Here is a 16,932-nt window from a genome sequence, read left to right on the forward strand (position 1 = left end):
TAAATGGGGGCTTATGAGATTAATGAACAGTTATTAACGAAAGAAGAGAAAAAAGAATTAACGATAAATAAAGATCAGCAAAAGATTAGCAGAAAGAAAGAAGTGTTTCGTAAGTTTATATCGAATCCAATCGCAGTTTTAGGAACAGTGACGTTATTGCTAATTATTGTTTTCTCGCTTATTGGCGAAAGTTTAACTTCATTTACTGCGAGTGAACAAGTAAAAGAGGCAACAAATTTACCGCCGAGTAGTGAACATTGGTTTGGAACAGATGATCTAGGGAGAGATATTTGGGCACGTACTTGGGCTGGTGGGAAGATTTCACTAACAGTTGGATTAGTAGCAGCTGCCCTCGATATAGGTCTTGGTGTACTGATTGGTGGATTTAGTGGATATGTGAGAGGGCGTAATCGCCTTGGAACGTTAATTGATGAGTGGATTATAAGAGGAATCGAAGTGTTATACGGTATCCCATATTTATTAATTGTTATTTTACTATTAATTGTTATGAAACCAGGTCTTTTTACCATTATCATCGCCCTTGCATTAACAGGATGGATTGGTATGGCACGTCTCGTTAGGGCGCAAGTTTTATCTTTAAAACAACGAGAGTTTGTTATTGCAGCAGAGCGATTAGGTACATCACATATGAAAATTATATATGGGCATTTAATTCCGAATTTAACAGGGATTATTATCGTGAATTTATCATTTACAATTCCAGCAGCTATTTTTTCAGAATCATTTTTAAGCTTTATAGGACTTGGAGTACAATCACCAGCGGCAAGTTGGGGGACGATGACGAATGATGCACTCGGGACATTATTGAGCGGAGAATGGTGGCAGCTATTTTTCCCGGCAATCATGATTGCACTCATTATGTTCGCATTTAATGCAATTGGTGATGGTTTGCAAGATGCGATTGATCCAAAAATCGTCAAACGGAATCGAAAGGAGAAAAAACATGGCACAAATCTTATCTTTAGAAAACGTAACGTTAGCCGTTGAAAAAGAGAATAGTAAGCAAGCGATTGTGAAACATGTTTCCTTTTCTATTAACGAAGGTGAAATAGTTGCACTTGTAGGAGAAAGTGGCTCAGGGAAAAGTGTTACAGCACAATCTATTATCGGCTTAAATCAAGAATCAATTCATATTGATGATGGAAATATATCTTTTGAATCAGAGGAATTAACGAATCTACAAGAATCAGAATGGAATCAAATTCGTGGGAAAGATATTGCTTTTATCTTTCAAGATCCACTTTCATCTTTAAATCCGACGATGAAGGTTGGAAGGCAAATTACAGAGGTGATTTTGCAACACGAAAAGAAATCGAAAAAAGAAGCAAAAGAAATTGCGATTAACTTATTAAATGATTTAGGGATACATGAAGCAGAGAAACGCTTTGAACAGTACCCACATCAATTAAGCGGAGGCATGAGGCAACGTATTTGTTTAGCAATCGCATTTGCCTGCCACCCAAAACTCGTTATTGCGGATGAACCTACGACAGCATTAGATGTAACGATTCAGAAACAAATTATGGGGCTATTAAAAGAAAGAAAAGAAAAACAAAATACGAGTATTTTATTAATTACACATGATTTGGCACTTGTACGTGAAGTAGCTGATCGAGTAGTTGTTATGTATGGGGGACGTGTCGTTGAAAAAGGAACGATACGGGAGGTAATAGGTTCTCCTAAACATCCATATACGAAAAGTTTATTACAAGCAATTCCGAATATGGATGATTCCGAAAAGGTATTACGTGCTATAGAAGGAACGACACCTTCCATTGAAATATTAAATAGCTTTGGTTGTCCTTTTGTAAATCGTTGTCCAGTAGCGATAAAAGAATGTATTCATCGTTTTCCAGAGAGAACCACATATTCTAAGGAGCATAGTTCACATTGTTGGCAACATGTTCTAGAGCATAATAAAGCGAAATCAAAAGAGAAGGTGAATGCCTCATGAAGACAGATTTAATTACTATAAAGCAAGTAACGAAAACGTATGGAAGTAAAAGTAAAGAAATCACAGCGTTAAAAGACATATCACTTTCTATTCCGAAAGGAACAACACTTGGCATTATTGGTGAAAGTGGTTCAGGAAAAACAACACTTGGAAAGCTCATAGCAGGGATTGAGAGTCCAACGTCTGGTGAAATTGATTATAACGGTCAAGTCGTTCACAAGCTGAAATCAGCTCATAGGCGAGATTTTTTACAGAAAGTACAGTTCATTTTTCAAGATTCCACAGCAGCATTAAATCCGCGCTGGAAAGTACGCGATAGCGTAACGGAAGGTTATATTTCATTCGGTTTAGGTGATAAAGGATTAAAGGATAAAGTAGCAGGTGATGCGCTAGAACGTGTGGGATTAGATAGACGATATATCGATCGCTATCCACACGAATTTAGCGGAGGACAACGTCAACGAATTGCTATTGCAAGAGCGTTATTGTGTGAGCCAGAAGTATTAATTCTTGATGAACCAATTTCAGCATTAGATGTTTCATTGCAAATTCAAATTGTACATCTGCTGCAAAAAATCCAAAAAGAACAAGGTTATACATATTTATTCATCGCGCACGATTTACCGATGGTTCACTATTTATGTGAAAAAGTAGCTGTCTTATACAAAGGAGAACTTGTTGAATTTGGAAATACGGACGAAGTCTTCCGTAATCCACAACATTCTTATACAAAAACATTATTAGCATCAACACCAAAAATTTCGGGTTAAAGGAGAATGTAGGATGAAGAAGTTTTTACTGTTTGTTATTATGACTGTTTTAGCAATTACTTCTGTCGCTTGCGGTAAGAAAGAGACGCAAAAGGCGAGTGCTGGTAAGGGAGAAGGAGATCGATTAGTAACGAATATTGGTAGCGATCCATATACACTTGATTCCGCTATTGCGACAGATAGTACTTCAGGTTATGTAATTGGACATTTATTCTCAAGCTTATATACGCAAGATAGTGATGGGAAATATCAAAATGAATTAGCAGAGAAAGAAGAAGTAAATGCTGATGGAACTGAGTATACAATTCATTTAAAGAAAGATATTAAATGGTCAGATGGTTCTGCTATTACAGCAAATGATTTTGAATTTGCATGGAAGCGATTATTAAATCCGAAAACGGGTTCTATGAATGCAACAGAAATGTATTTTATTAAAGGGGCAGAGGCATACAATACTGGAAAAGGTGAAGAAGGACAAGTTGGCATTCAAGTCATTGATCCTCAAACATTAAAGGTAACACTTGAGCACCCAGTGTCTTCTATTAAACAAAAATTGGCAAGTTCATTATTCATTCCATTATCTAAAAAATCAATTGATGATAATAATAAATTAAAAACAGATCCAAAAGAGTTAATTACGAACGGACCATTCACATTAAAAGAATGGAAGCATAATCAGGCTATTACAGTACAAAAAAATAAAGAATACTATGATAAAAAGGTAACATTAAAAGAAATTGAGTTTCGTATTATTCCAGATTCTAAAACAGCGTATCAATTATTTAAATCAAAAGAATTAGATTTACTAAGTGGTTTACCACAAGAGATGATTGAAAAAGAAAAAGGAAATAAAGAATATAAGCGTGTTGCAGGATTCTCATCTTATATTTATTCGTTTAACGTAGAAAAAGAGCCGTTTACAAATGCGAAAGTACGTAAAGCATTTTCATTAGCGGTTGATCGTAAATTTATTGTTGAAAAACTGTATAAAAACAATGCACAAGAAGCAAATGCATTCGTTCCAGAAGGAGCAAAAACACAAAGTGGGCGTGATTTCCGTAAAGAAAAAGGTGGTTACGTTAAATTTGATCCAGCAGAAGCGAAAAAATTATTAGAAGAAGGCATGAAAGAACAAGGCTGGTCTACATTACCTGAAGTAACATTAAAATTCACTACAGATACACAACATAAAAAAGTAGCAGAAGCAATGCAAGAAATGTTTAAGAAAAATCTTGGCGTAGATATTAAATTAGAAAATAAAGAGTGGAAGAGTTACATCGACACATATAAGCAAAGTGATTTCCAATTAGCTTATATGGGATGGGGCGGTTCTTTATTAGACCCAATTACTAAATTAGATTTATATGCAGGTGATGGTCCAAACAATTATGCAAAATGGCATAATAAAGAATTTGATGCTTTAGTGAAGGAAGCAGAAGTTGAACAAAATGAAGATAAGCGTTTTGACTTATTGCATAAAGCGGAAGATATTATGTTTACAGATTCACCATTAATTCCAATTATATTCCCGTCGGATTCCTATTTACAAAAACAAACGGTATCTGGACTTCAATATTATGTTGGATCTAAACCAGATTTAAGATATGCAAAAATAAAGAAGTAGGCAACCGCCTACTTCTTTATTTTATTTCTCTTTTATATTCTTTTTTCGTTCCATCAGAGAAGACAACTTCTAAATCAAATTTTTGATAGTCTTTATCAAGTTTGAACACGTTCACTACTTGATCGATTACTTCTTGGTCAGCAGTATCTTTATCAAATTTTAATTCTTGTAGAAGTGGGCTTAATTTTGTAATAGCCTCGTCACCAGTAAACTTTGCATTTGTTTTATGGTCTTCAAGCTTTGCTTCCATTTTCTTATCAGCGGCTACATTCTTATAATCAGCTTCGTAGTCTTTCTTCGTATCTTGATAGTCTGCATCTAAACTAAATTCATTAAAGTTTAGTTTTAAATCTGCAGGAGCCTCATTTTTTGCTTCTTCAGTCGTCTTTTTATTAGAAGTTGTGTCTTCTTTTGCAGGGGCTTTACATCCTGTTAATGCAGGTACTAGCATAAGAGCTAATAAAACTGATAGTAGAGTTCTCATTATAAATTCCTCCTTATGTAAATTCGTTCTATACAAGTTTTTCCCAAAAACATGTAATTATGTATGTGTTGAAAATAAATTATTATCCTGCAGTCACAAGGACTAATCCGCAATTTAAATCAAAAAAGATTTGTATGTATATGGTAAATTGAAGTTGTGAGGAGGTACTGAAATGCTTTCTAAAACGTACCAAACGATTGGTGAATTATTTCAAGCAACATATGCAGCAAATGGCTATTATACAATAATATTCGGAGGAGTTAGTTTAGAGAGAAATATTATTTCATTATTAGTTATTGTATTGGTTAAACAATTAGTAGCAGTGAAGACTTTAGCTATAAAAGGAATGGTAAAGGGAAGAAGCTCTGTAGTTAAAGTTGTATAAAAGTAAAAAGGTATCCTTCGTAGGATACCTTTTTACTTTTGTTATTTTGCAACTTCTGTCCACTTGTAGTTAAATTCACCGCCGAAGTCAGTCGTTACAAGTCCTTTAATGAAAGAGCGTTGTAAGTAAGAACGACCTTGTTGGTATAAAGGAGCGACAGCGCCGTCTTGTAATAGAATTTTTTCAGCTTGCTTCATTGCTTCAAAGCGTGCTTTTTCATCGCCAGCTAAATCTGTTTTCACTTTATGAATTAGCTCATCGTATTCTTTGTTAGAGTATTTATCGAAGTTATAAGCACTATCTGTTGTAAATAAATCTAAGAATGTAATTGGATCAGCGAAGTCAGGGCCCCAGCCGTCAATACCAATTTCATAGTCACCACTTAATAGTAGTTTCAACTGTTGTTTACGTGGTTGTGGTTTTAAATTCACTGTTAATCCATCTAGGTTTTTTTCTAATTCACCTTTTAAATATTCACCAGTCTTTTTAGCTAAAGCATTGTCACTTGTTAATAGTTCGATTGTTACTTTGTCAGTACCAAGTTCTTGTTTTGCTTTTTTCCAGTTTTCTTTCGCTGTTTTCACATCATCCCTGACTAGATTTCCATTTTCTTTACGGAAGTCATTGCCTTCTGGACTCTTTGCAAATTTCGCAGGAACCATTCCTTCAGCTGGAATAGCACCGTTATTTAAAATTGTTTCTACGTAAGCCTTTTTATTCATTGCGCCGTTAATAGCAAGGCGTGCATGTTGATTTTTTAATGTTTCATTTTTCTGATTTAGTCGTAAGAATTGAATGCCGACTTCAGCGCGTTCCTTGAAGTTTGGATCGCTCTTATATTTATCAACAAACTCTGCAGTTAAAGCAACGCGATCAATTTGTCCTGAATCATATAAGTTCACTTCTGTAGACTTATCTTTAACGACATTGAAGTTGATTTCTTCTAATTTTACCGTTTTAGCATCCCAATAGTTAGGGTTTTTCTTCAATTGGAAACTTTGTTCGTGTTTCCAGTTATCTAATGTGAAAGCACCGTTGTAAATTAAATGATTTGTTTCTAAACCGTATTTATCGCCTTGAGATTTTAAGTACTCCTCATTAATTGGTAAGAATGTTGAGAATGTCGTTAAGCTTAAGAAGTAGGGAACAGGACGGTCTAGTTGTACTTCTAACGTTTTGTCATCAACAGCTTTGACCCCTAGTTGATCAATTGGTAATTGTTTTTGGTTTATTTGTTTCGCATTCTGTACATCGAAGAATAAGAATGCGTATTCAGCTGCTGTATCAGGATTTACGGCACGCTGCCAAGCAAAGACGAAGTCCTTTGCTGTAACAGGAGTACCGTTTGACCATTTTGAATCACGCAGATGAAATGTATATTTTGTTTTATCGGGACTAATGTCAACCGACTCAGCAACACCAGGAATTGGTTTATTATCTTCTCCCATTGCATATAAACCTTCAAATACATTGCGCATTACATTCATGGATTCCCCATCCGTTGCTTTTGCAACATCCATTGTTGGAATTTCTGAAGCGAATGATAAGTTAATTGCTTGTTTATCAGGTACTTTATCGTTTGCTTTCGCTCCGCCTGCATTATCTTTATTTCCCCCGCAAGCAGTTAGTAATAGACTTGCCCCTAAAACAGATGCAACAACAGGTACAACTTTTTTCTTCATTGTTCGTTCCTCCCTAAATGTGTTGTTCGTAACGTCATAATGTCCATGTCTTGAAGTAGCTATAGAAGGAGATAGAACCTATTATAAATATTTGTTTATAGGTAATCAGGTGTTCTATATGTATATACATGTTGAGCTATAATCTATCGTTATATGTTTCAACTTAGTAGACATTATATTTTGACGGTGAAATATTTTGTTTATTTGATTATTTAGAATATTAACACTGGAAAGAACTATATGTCAATAATAAAAATAGAATGTTAATTTCTTGGAATAATATATTAAAAAAGTAGATTCTCTTGTGTGAGAGAACCTACTTTTAATATATTTTGCTAAAAAAACAATTGGTGTGGGCTAATAATAAGTGGGGATGAAGAACCCCCACTTATTACGGTTTTACTTTATTTTTCAATTTTTGCCCATTTGAAGTTTAATTGACCCGCAAAGTCTACTTGCACAATTCCTTTCACATAAGAACGTTCTAAATAAGATTCGCCTTTTTGGTAAAGAGGAGCGATAACAGAGTCTTTAAATAATATTTTCTCGGATTCTAGTAATGCTTCCCAGCGAGCTTTTTCATCACCAGCTAAAGTTGTTTTCACTTTTGCTATTGCTTCATCGAATTCCTTATTAGAGTAATGATCTAAGTTATAAGGGTTATTCGTTGTAAATAGCTCAAGGAATGTAATTGGATCCGCAAAGTCAGGGCTCCAGCCGTCAATTCCGATTTCGTAGTCACCTTTTAATAAAAGCGAAACTTGTTGCTTACGTGGTTGCGGTTTTATATTTACTGTTAATCCATCTAGATTCTTTTCTAGTTGCCCTTTTAAGAATTCACCAGTTTTCTTATCAAGGTCAGCATCACTCGTTAATAATTCTAATGTTATCTTTTCAGAACCAAGCTCTTGTTTAGCTTTTTTCCATAATTCTTGTGCAGATTTTGTATCAACTTTTGTTAAATCGCCGTTTGCAGTACGGAAGTCTTTTCCTTCAGGTCCTTTTGCAAAGTTTTTTGGAACGAGACCAAATGTTGGTGTAGAGCCATCATTTAATAACGTATTTACAAAGGATTTTCTATCAATTGTTTGATCGATTGCTTGGCGTGCAGAAACGTTTTGAAGTACTTTGTTTTGTTGATTCATGCGTAAAAATTGTACGCCTACATTTGGACGTTCTTTAAAGTTAGCATCTTTTTTATATTTATCAACGAAGTCAGATGTTAGTTTTATACGATCTAATTGTTTTGACTCGAATAAATTTACTTCTGTTGATTTTTCTTTTACGACGTTAAAATTGATTTCTTCTAGTTTGACAGTATCTTTATCCCAATAGGTAGGGTTCTTCTTAAATTTAAAGCTTTGTTCGTGCTTCCAATCGCTTAGTGTAAAAGCTCCATTGTACAAGATTGTATTATCTTCTAAAGCGTACTTATCACCTTGTGCTTTAAAGAATTCCTCGTTAATTGGTAGAAATGTTGGGAACGCTGTTAAGCTAATAAAATACGGAACAGGACGCTCCAATTCTACCTCAAACGTATGGTCATCAACTGCTTTTACACCAAGTTGGTCGGTTGGAAGTTCTTTGTTGTTAATTTTTGTTGCATTTTTAATATCAAAGAATAGAAATGCATATTCAGAGGCTGTTGCTGGATCTACGGCTCTCTGCCAAGCGAACACAAAATCTTTCGCTGTAACAGGAGTGCCGTTTGACCATTTTGAATCTCGCAAATGGAATGTGTATTTTGTTTTATCGCCACTTACTTCATGAGATTTTGCAACGCCAGGGAAAGGTTTGTTACCTTCACCAAGATTATACAAACCTTCAAATACGTTTCTCATTACTTGACCAGAATCAGTATCTGTAGCACGGGCCGTATCCATTGTTCGTATTTCAGTAGGTGAAGATAAATTTAAAACCTGTTTGCTAGGTGCCTCGTCTTTTGCATTTGCTCCGCTTGCTTCGTTTTTATAACTACCGCAACCAGTTAATAAAATACTTACTCCTACAACTGATGCAATACCGGGTACAAACTTCTTTTTCATTTGATTTTCCTCCTAAATAATTAAGTTTGGATGATGATGAGGGAAATAAAAAATAAAAAATCCCTCTTTTCATATTGAGAAAGAGGGATTTTTACGTACAAGTTATGCACCCGTATATAAACGAAGTCCCTCATTCTATCTTTCAAGCATAAAGCTTGCAGGAAGTGGCACAGTATTCAAAATGAACCTGCTGCCGAGGTTTCAAAGGGCCAGTCCCTCCACCTCTCTTGATACAATGAGTAAACGAATAAATTTTATTAATTTTTGTGTTTCTTTGATAATTCAAAATCTTACACCTTGAATAATGAAGTGTCAACCAAATAAAATATAGTTTAAATTTTCAGTTTCCTTAAACAAAAAAACCACTGCATATGGCAGTGGTTTTTCTACTAGAAGTTAAAGTTATCTGGATCTGGACCAACGCGACGATCTTCATTTAAAGCTTGAATTGCTTTCATATCATCAGCACTTAATTCAAAGTCGAAGATGTTTGCATTTTCAATAATGCGATGTTCTTTAATTGATTTAGGGATTGTTACAACTTCGTTTTGTAAATCCCAGCGTAAAATAATTTGCGCAGTTGATTTATTATATTTTGTCGCAATTTCTTGTAACGTTGGATTATCTAGTAGTTGTCCTTGCATTAATGGTGACCAAGCTTCAAGCTGGATATTATGTTCTTTACAGAATGCATGTAGCTCTTCTTGTGCTAAACGTGGGTGATATTCCACTTGGTTGACCATTGGCTTAATTTCAGCAATTTCAAATACGTCTTGTAAGTGGTGAATGTGGAAATTACTCACACCGATAGCGCGAACACGGCCATCTTTATAAAGTTTTTCTAATGCTTTCCATGATTCAGTATATTTCCCTTTTACAGGCCAATGTACTAAATATAAATCTAAATATTCTAGACCTAATTTCTCTAATGTAGTTTCAAATGCTTGAAGTGTTGTTTCATATCCTTGATCGCTATTCCATACTTTTGAGGTAATAAATAATTCTTCACGTGAAACACCGGATTCACGAATCGCTTGTCCAACGCCTTCTTCATTTTGATAGATTGCTGCAGTATCGATGCTGCGGTAGCCATTTTTAATTGCTGCTTTTACAGAATCAATTACTTCTGAACCATCTTCTACTTTAAAAACACCTAAACCAAACCAAGGCATTTTTACACCGTTATGTAATGTTGTATAATCTTTTAAACTTGTTAAAATCATATTATTTCCCCCTAGCTTTTTTGTTTGTTGCTTCTACTGCTTTTTGAATTGCCTCTGAAAAATTATATTCATATAAAGTTTTGAGACCCTCAGCTGTGGAACCACCTGGCGTTGTTACTTGTTCGCGGAGGTTAGCTGGATTTTGCGTTTGCTCGAGCATAGAAGCAGAGCCAGAAATCATTTGAATGACAAGATGTTTTGCGGTTTCTTCATCGACTCCATAACTTTTTGTTGCTTCAATTAAGCTTTCAGCAAAGTAATAAAGGAAGGCTGGTGCACTTCCAGTAACTGCAGTAAGCTGATGAACTTCTTCCTCAGTACAAAGTTGCGAAGTACCAATACCTCTTAAAAGCAGTTGCAGGGTTTCTTGATGCATCTCGGTTACTGATTGTCCTATTGTATATAAGGAGATAGACTTTCCAATTTCAGCAGCTGTATTAGGCATAATCCAAGCAACAGGTGTGCCTTTTGGGAGTCTGGCTTCTAAATAAGATGGTCCAATGCCAGCTGCTACTGTTACGACAAGTTGATTTGATATTAACGGAGATAGCTCAGCTAATAATTCTTCATGAGCAGAAGGTGGCATTGCTAAAACAACCGTATCGACAGATGTAATATGCTGCTTCCAATCCGTTGTAATAGACACATTATATCGCCTTTGTAATTGTTCTAACTTTTCTACGTTGCTTCGGTTAGAGATGATAATTTCTTCGATATATTCTTTGCTTGTTTTAAGTAATCCGGAAAATATAGCTTCTGCCATACGACCAGCACCAATAAATAAAATTCGATGTTTGTTAGGCATATCCTTTATTCCTTTCTAGTAGAGATATGTTATAAAAACGATATCATCTTTAAGAGAATTTTGTAAAAAGAAAAGACTTACCGTAGATGGAATGGATAATGAGAAGGCGGAAATTCATGGTAAAGGAAAGGGCTATTCCTTATACTGGTAATAGGGAATTTATTACACATCTAGGGAGAGATAAATATGGTTAGAAGTCCACTTTTTTTACTTGTTTCTAGTATTATTTGTGTATTAGTTGGATTGTATATTCAATCGAGTTATATTGAAATTTTCGTATCAATTATGGGGATCATTAATGTTTGGTTATTAGCGAGAGAAAAAGTATCCAACTTTTTATTTGGCATGATTACTGTTGCGGTATTTCTATACATTTTTATTACACAAGGTTTATATGCAATGGCAGTATTAGCCGCTTTTCAATTTATATTTAATGTATATGGTTGGTATTATTGGATTGCACGAAGTGGGGAGGGAGAGGTAAAAGCAACAGTTCGTTTAGATTTGAAAGGGTGGACTTTTTATATAAGTTTTATTTTAGTTGCTTGGATTGGTTGGGGTTATTATCAAGTCCGTTATTTAGAGTCAACAAGTCCATATTTAGACGCTTTAAATGCCGTATTGGGACTAGTGGCTCAATTTATGTTAAGTCGAAAAATATTAGAAAACTGGCATTTATGGATTTTATATAACGTAGTTAGCATTGTAATTTATATTTCTACTGGTTTATACGTCATGCTAATATTAGCTATTATTAATCTCTTTATATGTGTAGCTGGTTTGCTAGAGTGGAAGGGCAATTATAAGGGGCAAGAACATACAAATAATTATATCTAGAAAATAATTAGAATTAAAAACCCCTGAAGTACATATGCTTCAGGGGTTTACTAATAGAATATAAGATTATGCTTTTGTCATACCAAGTAATACAGCGCCGCCGATAATTAAAACACTACCTAGTGCAATAAAGATCAATTGACGTTTTGTTTTCTTTTCACCTAAGAATACAATCGCACCGAATGTTGAGATAACGATTCCAGTTTGAGATAATGGGAAGCTTGTTGCTACTCCAACACGTGGTAATGAAAGAAGTAAGAATAAGTTTCCAGTTCCCCATAGTAAACCAGATAAAGCATTACGGATTGCATATTTGTTAAATGGTTTATGTTTAGATGTCAGTACAACCGCACCAACAAACATACCAACTGCTTGTGGTAAAATAGCAGACCAACCATCGATATTATACCAACGAATAATAATTACATATACAAGATAGCCGAAAGTAGAAACAATTAAAGTAAGAAGTCCTTTTTTCAATTGTCCTGGTGGCTGAGCATTTTCTTTATCATCTAGTGATGTGAATACAACACCAACTACGATTAATAGGATTGCAATCGTTCCCAGAATAATCGTTGTAGTAGTAGTCCACTCACGGAAAGCGATAACCCCAAAGATAGAAGTTGCAACAAGTTGCATACCAGTAGAAATTGTTACGGTAGTTGAAACACCTAGTTTTTCAACTGTTTTTAATTGGTTTACTTGTCCTAAAGCCCAGAATAAACCTGAAATAAACCCAACAATTAAGATTGTCATTGTTAAAGCTGGTTGAGTAAATACATACATAATTGTTGCGAAGAATAGAGCACCGATTGTCATACCTACCGTTTGGCTATATGCACCACCGCCCATTTTTACGCTTACTAATAAGATGTTTCCCCATGCAATTGCAGGAAGAAGCGCTAATAAAATGTCCATTACAAGACTCCCTTCGGTTTGCTATACCAATATAGTTACATATCGTTCTAACGATCGGTAATGCCCCACTAATAGAGTAGAAGATTACCGATCGCTAAAACAGGATGAAGAATTCACGATATAAATGCGTTTTCATTTCTTCATTTTTTGAAACACCTCCATATAATAACAGGAAATTGCCTATTTTAGAAAGTGAATTCAAATAAAATGTATATTTAAATAAGAGGTAAAATTCAGTTATTTACCGGTGGTATATTTTATTTCCTAAGAAATAAAGAAGCAGCTTCCAAAAAAGCTGCTTTAAGGGTTAGTAATTCTTTTGTTAATAAGCTGAATACATAGCAGAAATAGGAGTGACATACTAATAGTGATAACCACAAGTGTCCAGGCGAGTTGCATATTACTTGCGTCAATGGCCATGTAAATTGCAGTCGGGATTGTCTGTGTTTTACCAGGGATATTCCCGGCAAACATGAGTGTAGCACCAAACTCACCGAGCGCGCGGACAAAGCTCAAAATCATCCCGCTTAGTAATGCAGGAAATGCGAGCGGAAGTGTAACGTGCAGAAAAACTTGATATTCACTTGCGCCAAGGTCACGAGCACTTTCTTCAATTTGTACATTTGCGATAGAAAATCCCGTTTTCGCTGATTGGTACATAAGCGGAAATGCAACAACTGTAGAAGCGATGATCGCAGCGGTAGATGTGAACATAATAGACTGCTGAAATAATGATTCAACCCACCTTCCGATCGGGCTGTTGTTTCCAAAGATGATAATGAGAAAGAAGCCGATAACAGTTGGTGGAAGTACCATTGGTAATAAAAATATGGTTTCTAATAGTACTTTATATCGCCATGAGGAGCGAGCTAGTGCTCGCCCGACAATCGTCCCTAAAATTGTAACGAGAATAGTGGCACACGCAGCTACTCTTAAAGATAGAAAGACAGGCGATATAATAGCATCAATGCTCATAGTAATTACGACAGGACTGTAAATCCATATTTCTTAAAGATAGATTGTGCATCTTTTGACTGCAAATACTCATAAAATGAAGTCGCCTCTTTCTTATGTTTAGATTCCTTTATAACACCTAAAGGATAGTGGATTGGCTCATGAGAAGTAGCTGCTGCTGTTTCACCAATTTTTACTTTATCTGAAATGAGAGCATCTGTTTTGTATACGATACCAGCATTGACATTTCCTGTTTCTACATATGTTAACACTTGGCGAACATCTTTTGTAAATACGACTTTATTTTGAACATCATTCCAAAGGTTTTCGTGTGTTAGAGAGGCCTTTGCATATTTGCCAGCAGGTACAGATTCAGGTGTACCAAGTGCGATTTTTTTGATTTTCTCATCTTTTAAATCTTGAAATTTTGTAAGAGAACTATCTTTAGGGATGACTAGAACTAGTTCATTTCCAAGAAGATTTTTCCCTTCTTTTTCATTAATGAATCCTTTTTTTACAAGGATTTGGAATTTATCTTCTGCAGCAGAGAAGAATAAATCAGCAGGTGCACCTTGTTCAATTTGTTGTTGAAGTGCTCCAGAAGCACCGAAGTTAAAAGAAAGTTTAATATTTGGCTCTTTTTCTTTATATTGTTTTTCGATTTCTTTTAATGCATCTTGTAAGCTGGCAGCAGCTGAGATAGTCAGTTCAACTGTTTTATCCTCTTTAGCAGCTGACTTTGTATGCTTTTCTCCACTTGTACAAGCAGCGCTAAATATAAGAAGGAAAGAAAGTATAAGTGCCCCAATCGAACGTAATGTAAATTTATTCATAAAAAAATCCCCTTTCGTTTTGACACATCTAATTATAACTAAATATAACTAAATATAACTAGTTATAATTTGAACATATATCTATTTTTAAAAAATAGGAGAAATATTCTTTTCTTTGTTACAATGAAAGAAGAAAGTGAGGAATCGTCTATGGATCATCATTCCTACACAACGGAAGAAGTAGCAAAGCGATTAAAAGTATCAAAATTAACTGTATACGACTTAATTAAAAAAGGAGAACTTCCTTCTTATAGAGTTGGTAGACAGATGCGCATTGATGCAGCAGATTTAGATCAATATATAAAGCAAATGAAAACAGGAAAAGTACAAGTTAATCCTGTAAAAAACGATGGTAGTAGTATCTTGAACACGTGTATTATTAGTGGTCAAGAACTAACGTTAGATATGTTAGCTAAACGTATAGAAAATCGTTTGCCAAGTTCTAATGTTTTAAGAGCGTATCAAGGTAGCTTAACAAGTTTAGTGAAAATGTATCAAGGAGAAGGAAGTATCGTTAGTTTGCATTTGTTTGATGGTGAAACGGGTACATATAATATTCCTTACGTAAAACGTATTTTAGTAGGACAGCCATGTATTATGATTAATTTATTGTCCAGAAATGTAGGGTTTTATGTTCAAAAAGGAAATCCGAAGAAAATAAAGACATGGGCTGACATATCCGGGTCCACTATAAAGTTTGTGAATCGAGAAAAGGGTTCTGGTATTAGAGTGTTAGTGGATGAACAATTACGAATCCAAAAATTAAATAAAGCTGATATTAGTGGATATGAATGGGAAGAATCGAATCATCTTGGTGTTGCCACGCGAGTTGCAAATGGAAAAGCTGATGTAGGAGTAGGTTCAGAAAAGTTTTCGCAAATTGTAAATGTGGACTTTATTCCAATCATGAAAGAACAGTATGATTTAGTAATTTTGAAGAATAAAGAAAATGAAGAGTTGATTGAAGTTGTGAAAGACATTTTGCAATCGGAAGAATTTCATAATGAATTAAATGCGATTGGCGGATATGATATTACGAAAACGGGTCAAATTATATATGAAACAAACTAAAAAGCTGCTTGTCTATAAGACGAGCAGCTTTTTCTATATATAAAGGGGTTTGGTGAAACAAAGTGTTAAACAAGACCTTGAGCAAGTGTATAAATGAAAGCCGTAAGAAGAGTAGCTCCACTTGCAAGTCCGATAAAGTCTGATTTGTTGAAAGTAATGTTGTTCATTATAATCTCTCCTTATTTGTTTAATGTAGTTGCAACAGCTTTTGCATCGACAAGTGCGGATAGCACCATGCCCATTGTATTTAAAAATTTATTTGATTTCATATTGTTCATCATGCGTATCCGCTCCTTTTCGAATTGTTGTTGCCCTGCTTATGTCTTAATTATAGGAAATATGTCCACTTGCAACTATCGAATTAGCTTACGAAAGACTTACACTTTTGTAAGAAAAAAAGACATTCATGTAAGAATGTCTTTCACAGCATATTGATATGATGATGTTCTTCAATTGTTTTTAAAAAACTACGCATTGAATTCGTCATATAGCTATCTTTACGGCGTATGAAAACCGTTGAAATACTGCCGTATTTTTGAGGGATTGCATGACAATGTACCTTACCTGCTTTAGAAAGATGATGGACAGCAGACTGTGGTACGAGTGTAATTCCGAGGCCGAGTGCAACGCTGTTTAATATTGTCTCTAATATATTGAATTCCATAATTCTTTTTGGTAGCAAACCTTCGTCTTTCAGCCATCGTTCTAGTTTGGAACGGTATCCGCATCCTTGGTTAAAAACGAGTAGAGGCGTTGTTGTAAATTCTTCTATATGAAAAGCTTTATTTTGTGTTACAAGCATTAATTTTTCTGTACTAACATCGTATTGTTCGATTAGTGGATGTTTAATAGGACCTGATATAAAGGCACCATCTAATTGATGATCAAGTACTTCTCTAATTAATTCTTCTGTTAGACCCGCTTGTAATGATAAATCGACATTCGGATAGCTTTTATAGTAAGAAGATAAAATGGTAGGCAGTGTACTTACTGTTTCGACTGTACCGATTTTTAATATACCGGAGGGTGTTTCACTATCTAAAAATACTTGTTTTAGTTCGTCGACATCTTGCAAAATTTTACTAACATAAACGAGCATTTTTCTTCCTTCAGCTGTTAAAGTCATTCCTCGTTTATGGCGGTAAAAGAGTGGGGTTTTTAATTCGTTTTCTAGTTGTTTAATACGTGCAGTTACATTTGATTGTACATAATTTAATTCCTTTGCTGCGCTACTTACACTACCCTGGTCGGCAACGCTTTTAAAGATTTGTAAGTCTCTTAATTCCATTTTGTAATCCCCCTTGATGTTAACTATCATTATAAATG

Annotated in this window: 17 protein-coding genes and 1 riboswitch; of the genes, 7 read left to right on the forward strand and 10 right to left on the reverse strand. The window is 34.9% G+C overall.

The annotated features are described in order from the left end of the window. Nucleotides 1-3 precede the first annotated feature (3 nt). Genes QCI81_RS15355 through QCI81_RS15370 form a run of 4 tightly spaced genes read left to right on the forward strand, consistent with a single transcriptional unit; the run spans nucleotide 4 to nucleotide 4,369 of the window. Complete coding sequence (locus tag QCI81_RS15355) at nucleotides 4-1,008, forward strand: ABC transporter permease (RefSeq protein WP_063546211.1); 1,005 nt, start codon at nucleotides 4-6, stop codon at nucleotides 1,006-1,008. Continuing rightward, nucleotides 965-1,975, forward strand: coding sequence for an ABC transporter ATP-binding protein (locus QCI81_RS15360; protein WP_098852989.1), 1,011 nt, complete (start codon nucleotides 965-967; stop codon nucleotides 1,973-1,975). The genes QCI81_RS15355 and QCI81_RS15360 overlap by 44 nt, the downstream gene beginning before the upstream one ends. Further along, a complete protein-coding gene (locus QCI81_RS15365; protein WP_071731292.1) occupies nucleotides 1,972-2,745 on the forward strand; it encodes an ABC transporter ATP-binding protein in 774 nt (257 codons plus the stop codon). The genes QCI81_RS15360 and QCI81_RS15365 overlap by 4 nt, the downstream gene beginning before the upstream one ends. 13 nt (nucleotides 2,746-2,758) lie before the next feature. Then, a complete protein-coding gene (locus QCI81_RS15370; protein WP_071731293.1) occupies nucleotides 2,759-4,369 on the forward strand; it encodes a peptide ABC transporter substrate-binding protein in 1,611 nt (536 codons plus the stop codon). A gap of 16 nt (nucleotides 4,370-4,385) precedes the next feature. On the opposite strand, the gene QCI81_RS15375 is transcribed toward QCI81_RS15370, so the two are convergent. After that, nucleotides 4,386-4,853 (reverse strand): YusW family protein, encoded by a 468-nt coding sequence (locus QCI81_RS15375; protein ID WP_065481507.1) that lies wholly within the window; start codon nucleotides 4,851-4,853, stop codon nucleotides 4,386-4,388. Nucleotides 4,854-5,025: 172 nt separating this feature from the next. On the opposite strand from QCI81_RS15375, the gene QCI81_RS15380 reads away from it, so the two are divergent. Further along, nucleotides 5,026-5,238 (forward strand): hypothetical protein, encoded by a 213-nt coding sequence (locus QCI81_RS15380; protein ID WP_071731294.1) that lies wholly within the window; start codon nucleotides 5,026-5,028, stop codon nucleotides 5,236-5,238. A 41-nt stretch (nucleotides 5,239-5,279) separates the two neighbouring features. On the opposite strand, the gene QCI81_RS15385 is transcribed toward QCI81_RS15380, so the two are convergent. From QCI81_RS15385 to proC, 4 genes are all read right to left on the reverse strand, one after another. Then, a complete protein-coding gene (locus tag QCI81_RS15385; protein WP_071731295.1) occupies nucleotides 5,280-6,920 on the reverse strand; it encodes a peptide ABC transporter substrate-binding protein in 1,641 nt (546 codons plus the stop codon). 404 nt (nucleotides 6,921-7,324) lie between these two features. Beyond that, nucleotides 7,325-8,965, reverse strand: a complete 1,641-nt coding sequence (locus QCI81_RS15390) for a peptide ABC transporter substrate-binding protein (protein WP_071731296.1) — start codon at nucleotides 8,963-8,965, stop codon at nucleotides 7,325-7,327. A gap of 132 nt (nucleotides 8,966-9,097) precedes the next feature. Then, nucleotides 9,098-9,202, reverse strand: a riboswitch (SAM riboswitch). A 152-nt stretch (nucleotides 9,203-9,354) separates the two neighbouring features. After that, entirely contained in the window at nucleotides 9,355-10,188 is an 834-nt protein-coding gene (locus QCI81_RS15395) for an aldo/keto reductase (protein WP_000604196.1), read from the reverse strand. Nucleotide 10,189: 1 nt separating this feature from the next. Beyond that, nucleotides 10,190-10,993 (reverse strand): pyrroline-5-carboxylate reductase, encoded by an 804-nt coding sequence (gene proC, locus QCI81_RS15400; RefSeq protein WP_063546217.1) that lies wholly within the window; start codon nucleotides 10,991-10,993, stop codon nucleotides 10,190-10,192. Between the two features lie 186 nt (nucleotides 10,994-11,179). On the opposite strand from proC, the gene pnuC reads away from it, so the two are divergent. Further along, nucleotides 11,180-11,830 carry a nicotinamide riboside transporter PnuC gene (pnuC, locus tag QCI81_RS15405; protein WP_071731297.1) on the forward strand — a complete coding sequence of 217 codons (651 nt, stop codon included), beginning with the start codon at nucleotides 11,180-11,182 and terminating at the stop codon, nucleotides 11,828-11,830. 66 nt (nucleotides 11,831-11,896) lie between these two features. Here the strand turns inward: pnuC and QCI81_RS15410 are convergent, their stop codons facing one another. The 3 genes from QCI81_RS15410 to modA form a co-directional block, all read right to left on the reverse strand. After that, a complete protein-coding gene (locus tag QCI81_RS15410; protein ID WP_000353544.1) occupies nucleotides 11,897-12,748 on the reverse strand; it encodes a GRP family sugar transporter in 852 nt (283 codons plus the stop codon). Between the two features lie 300 nt (nucleotides 12,749-13,048). Continuing rightward, complete coding sequence (gene modB, locus QCI81_RS15415; protein ID WP_002152004.1) at nucleotides 13,049-13,723, reverse strand: molybdate ABC transporter permease subunit; 675 nt, start codon at nucleotides 13,721-13,723, stop codon at nucleotides 13,049-13,051. A gap of 5 nt (nucleotides 13,724-13,728) precedes the next feature. Beyond that, nucleotides 13,729-14,535, reverse strand: a complete 807-nt coding sequence (modA, locus tag QCI81_RS15420; RefSeq protein WP_071713803.1) for a molybdate ABC transporter substrate-binding protein — start codon at nucleotides 14,533-14,535, stop codon at nucleotides 13,729-13,731. Nucleotides 14,536-14,685: 150 nt separating this feature from the next. On the opposite strand from modA, the gene QCI81_RS15425 reads away from it, so the two are divergent. Next, complete coding sequence (locus tag QCI81_RS15425) at nucleotides 14,686-15,606, forward strand: substrate-binding domain-containing protein (RefSeq protein WP_071731307.1); 921 nt, start codon at nucleotides 14,686-14,688, stop codon at nucleotides 15,604-15,606. Between the two features lie 65 nt (nucleotides 15,607-15,671). On the opposite strand, the gene QCI81_RS15430 is transcribed toward QCI81_RS15425, so the two are convergent. Together QCI81_RS15430 and QCI81_RS15435 are read right to left on the reverse strand one after the other, a co-directional pair. Then, nucleotides 15,672-15,773, reverse strand: a complete 102-nt coding sequence (locus QCI81_RS15430; RefSeq protein ID WP_001060018.1) for a DUF3948 family protein — start codon at nucleotides 15,771-15,773, stop codon at nucleotides 15,672-15,674. A gap of 254 nt (nucleotides 15,774-16,027) precedes the next feature. Further along, nucleotides 16,028-16,894, reverse strand: a complete 867-nt coding sequence (locus QCI81_RS15435; protein ID WP_071731298.1) for a LysR family transcriptional regulator — start codon at nucleotides 16,892-16,894, stop codon at nucleotides 16,028-16,030. Between the last annotated feature and the right edge of the window lie 38 nt (nucleotides 16,895-16,932).

It is taken from the genome of Bacillus cereus group sp. MG20, from assembly GCF_040459885.1.
In the GTDB taxonomy this organism is placed as follows: domain Bacteria; phylum Bacillota; class Bacilli; order Bacillales; family Bacillaceae_G; genus Bacillus_A; species Bacillus_A cereus.

Coding starts and splice junctions, on each gene's coding strand:
- QCI81_RS15410 (WP_000353544.1), bottom strand. CDS start 12,748: ATGGACATTTTATTAGCGCTTCTTCCTGCAATTGCATGGGGAAACATC.
- QCI81_RS15435 (WP_071731298.1), bottom strand. CDS start 16,894: ATGGAATTAAGAGACTTACAAATCTTTAAAAGCGTTGCCGACCAGGGT.
- QCI81_RS15395 (WP_000604196.1), bottom strand. CDS start 10,188: ATGATTTTAACAAGTTTAAAAGATTATACAACATTACATAACGGTGTA.
- QCI81_RS15370 (WP_071731293.1), top strand. CDS start 2,759: ATGAAGAAGTTTTTACTGTTTGTTATTATGACTGTTTTAGCAATTACT.
- QCI81_RS15365 (WP_071731292.1), top strand. CDS start 1,972: ATGAAGACAGATTTAATTACTATAAAGCAAGTAACGAAAACGTATGGA.
- modA (WP_071713803.1), bottom strand. CDS start 14,535: ATGAATAAATTTACATTACGTTCGATTGGGGCACTTATACTTTCTTTC.
- QCI81_RS15380 (WP_071731294.1), top strand. CDS start 5,026: ATGCTTTCTAAAACGTACCAAACGATTGGTGAATTATTTCAAGCAACA.
- pnuC (WP_071731297.1), top strand. CDS start 11,180: ATGGTTAGAAGTCCACTTTTTTTACTTGTTTCTAGTATTATTTGTGTA.
- QCI81_RS15425 (WP_071731307.1), top strand. CDS start 14,686: ATGGATCATCATTCCTACACAACGGAAGAAGTAGCAAAGCGATTAAAA.
- QCI81_RS15430 (WP_001060018.1), bottom strand. CDS start 15,773: ATGAACAACATTACTTTCAACAAATCAGACTTTATCGGACTTGCAAGT.
- modB (WP_002152004.1), bottom strand. CDS start 13,723: ATGAGCATTGATGCTATTATATCGCCTGTCTTTCTATCTTTAAGAGTA.
- QCI81_RS15385 (WP_071731295.1), bottom strand. CDS start 6,920: ATGAAGAAAAAAGTTGTACCTGTTGTTGCATCTGTTTTAGGGGCAAGT.
- QCI81_RS15375 (WP_065481507.1), bottom strand. CDS start 4,853: ATGAGAACTCTACTATCAGTTTTATTAGCTCTTATGCTAGTACCTGCA.
- proC (WP_063546217.1), bottom strand. CDS start 10,993: ATGCCTAACAAACATCGAATTTTATTTATTGGTGCTGGTCGTATGGCA.
- QCI81_RS15360 (WP_098852989.1), top strand. CDS start 965: ATGGCACAAATCTTATCTTTAGAAAACGTAACGTTAGCCGTTGAAAAA.
- QCI81_RS15390 (WP_071731296.1), bottom strand. CDS start 8,965: ATGAAAAAGAAGTTTGTACCCGGTATTGCATCAGTTGTAGGAGTAAGT.
- QCI81_RS15355 (WP_063546211.1), top strand. CDS start 4: ATGGGGGCTTATGAGATTAATGAACAGTTATTAACGAAAGAAGAGAAA.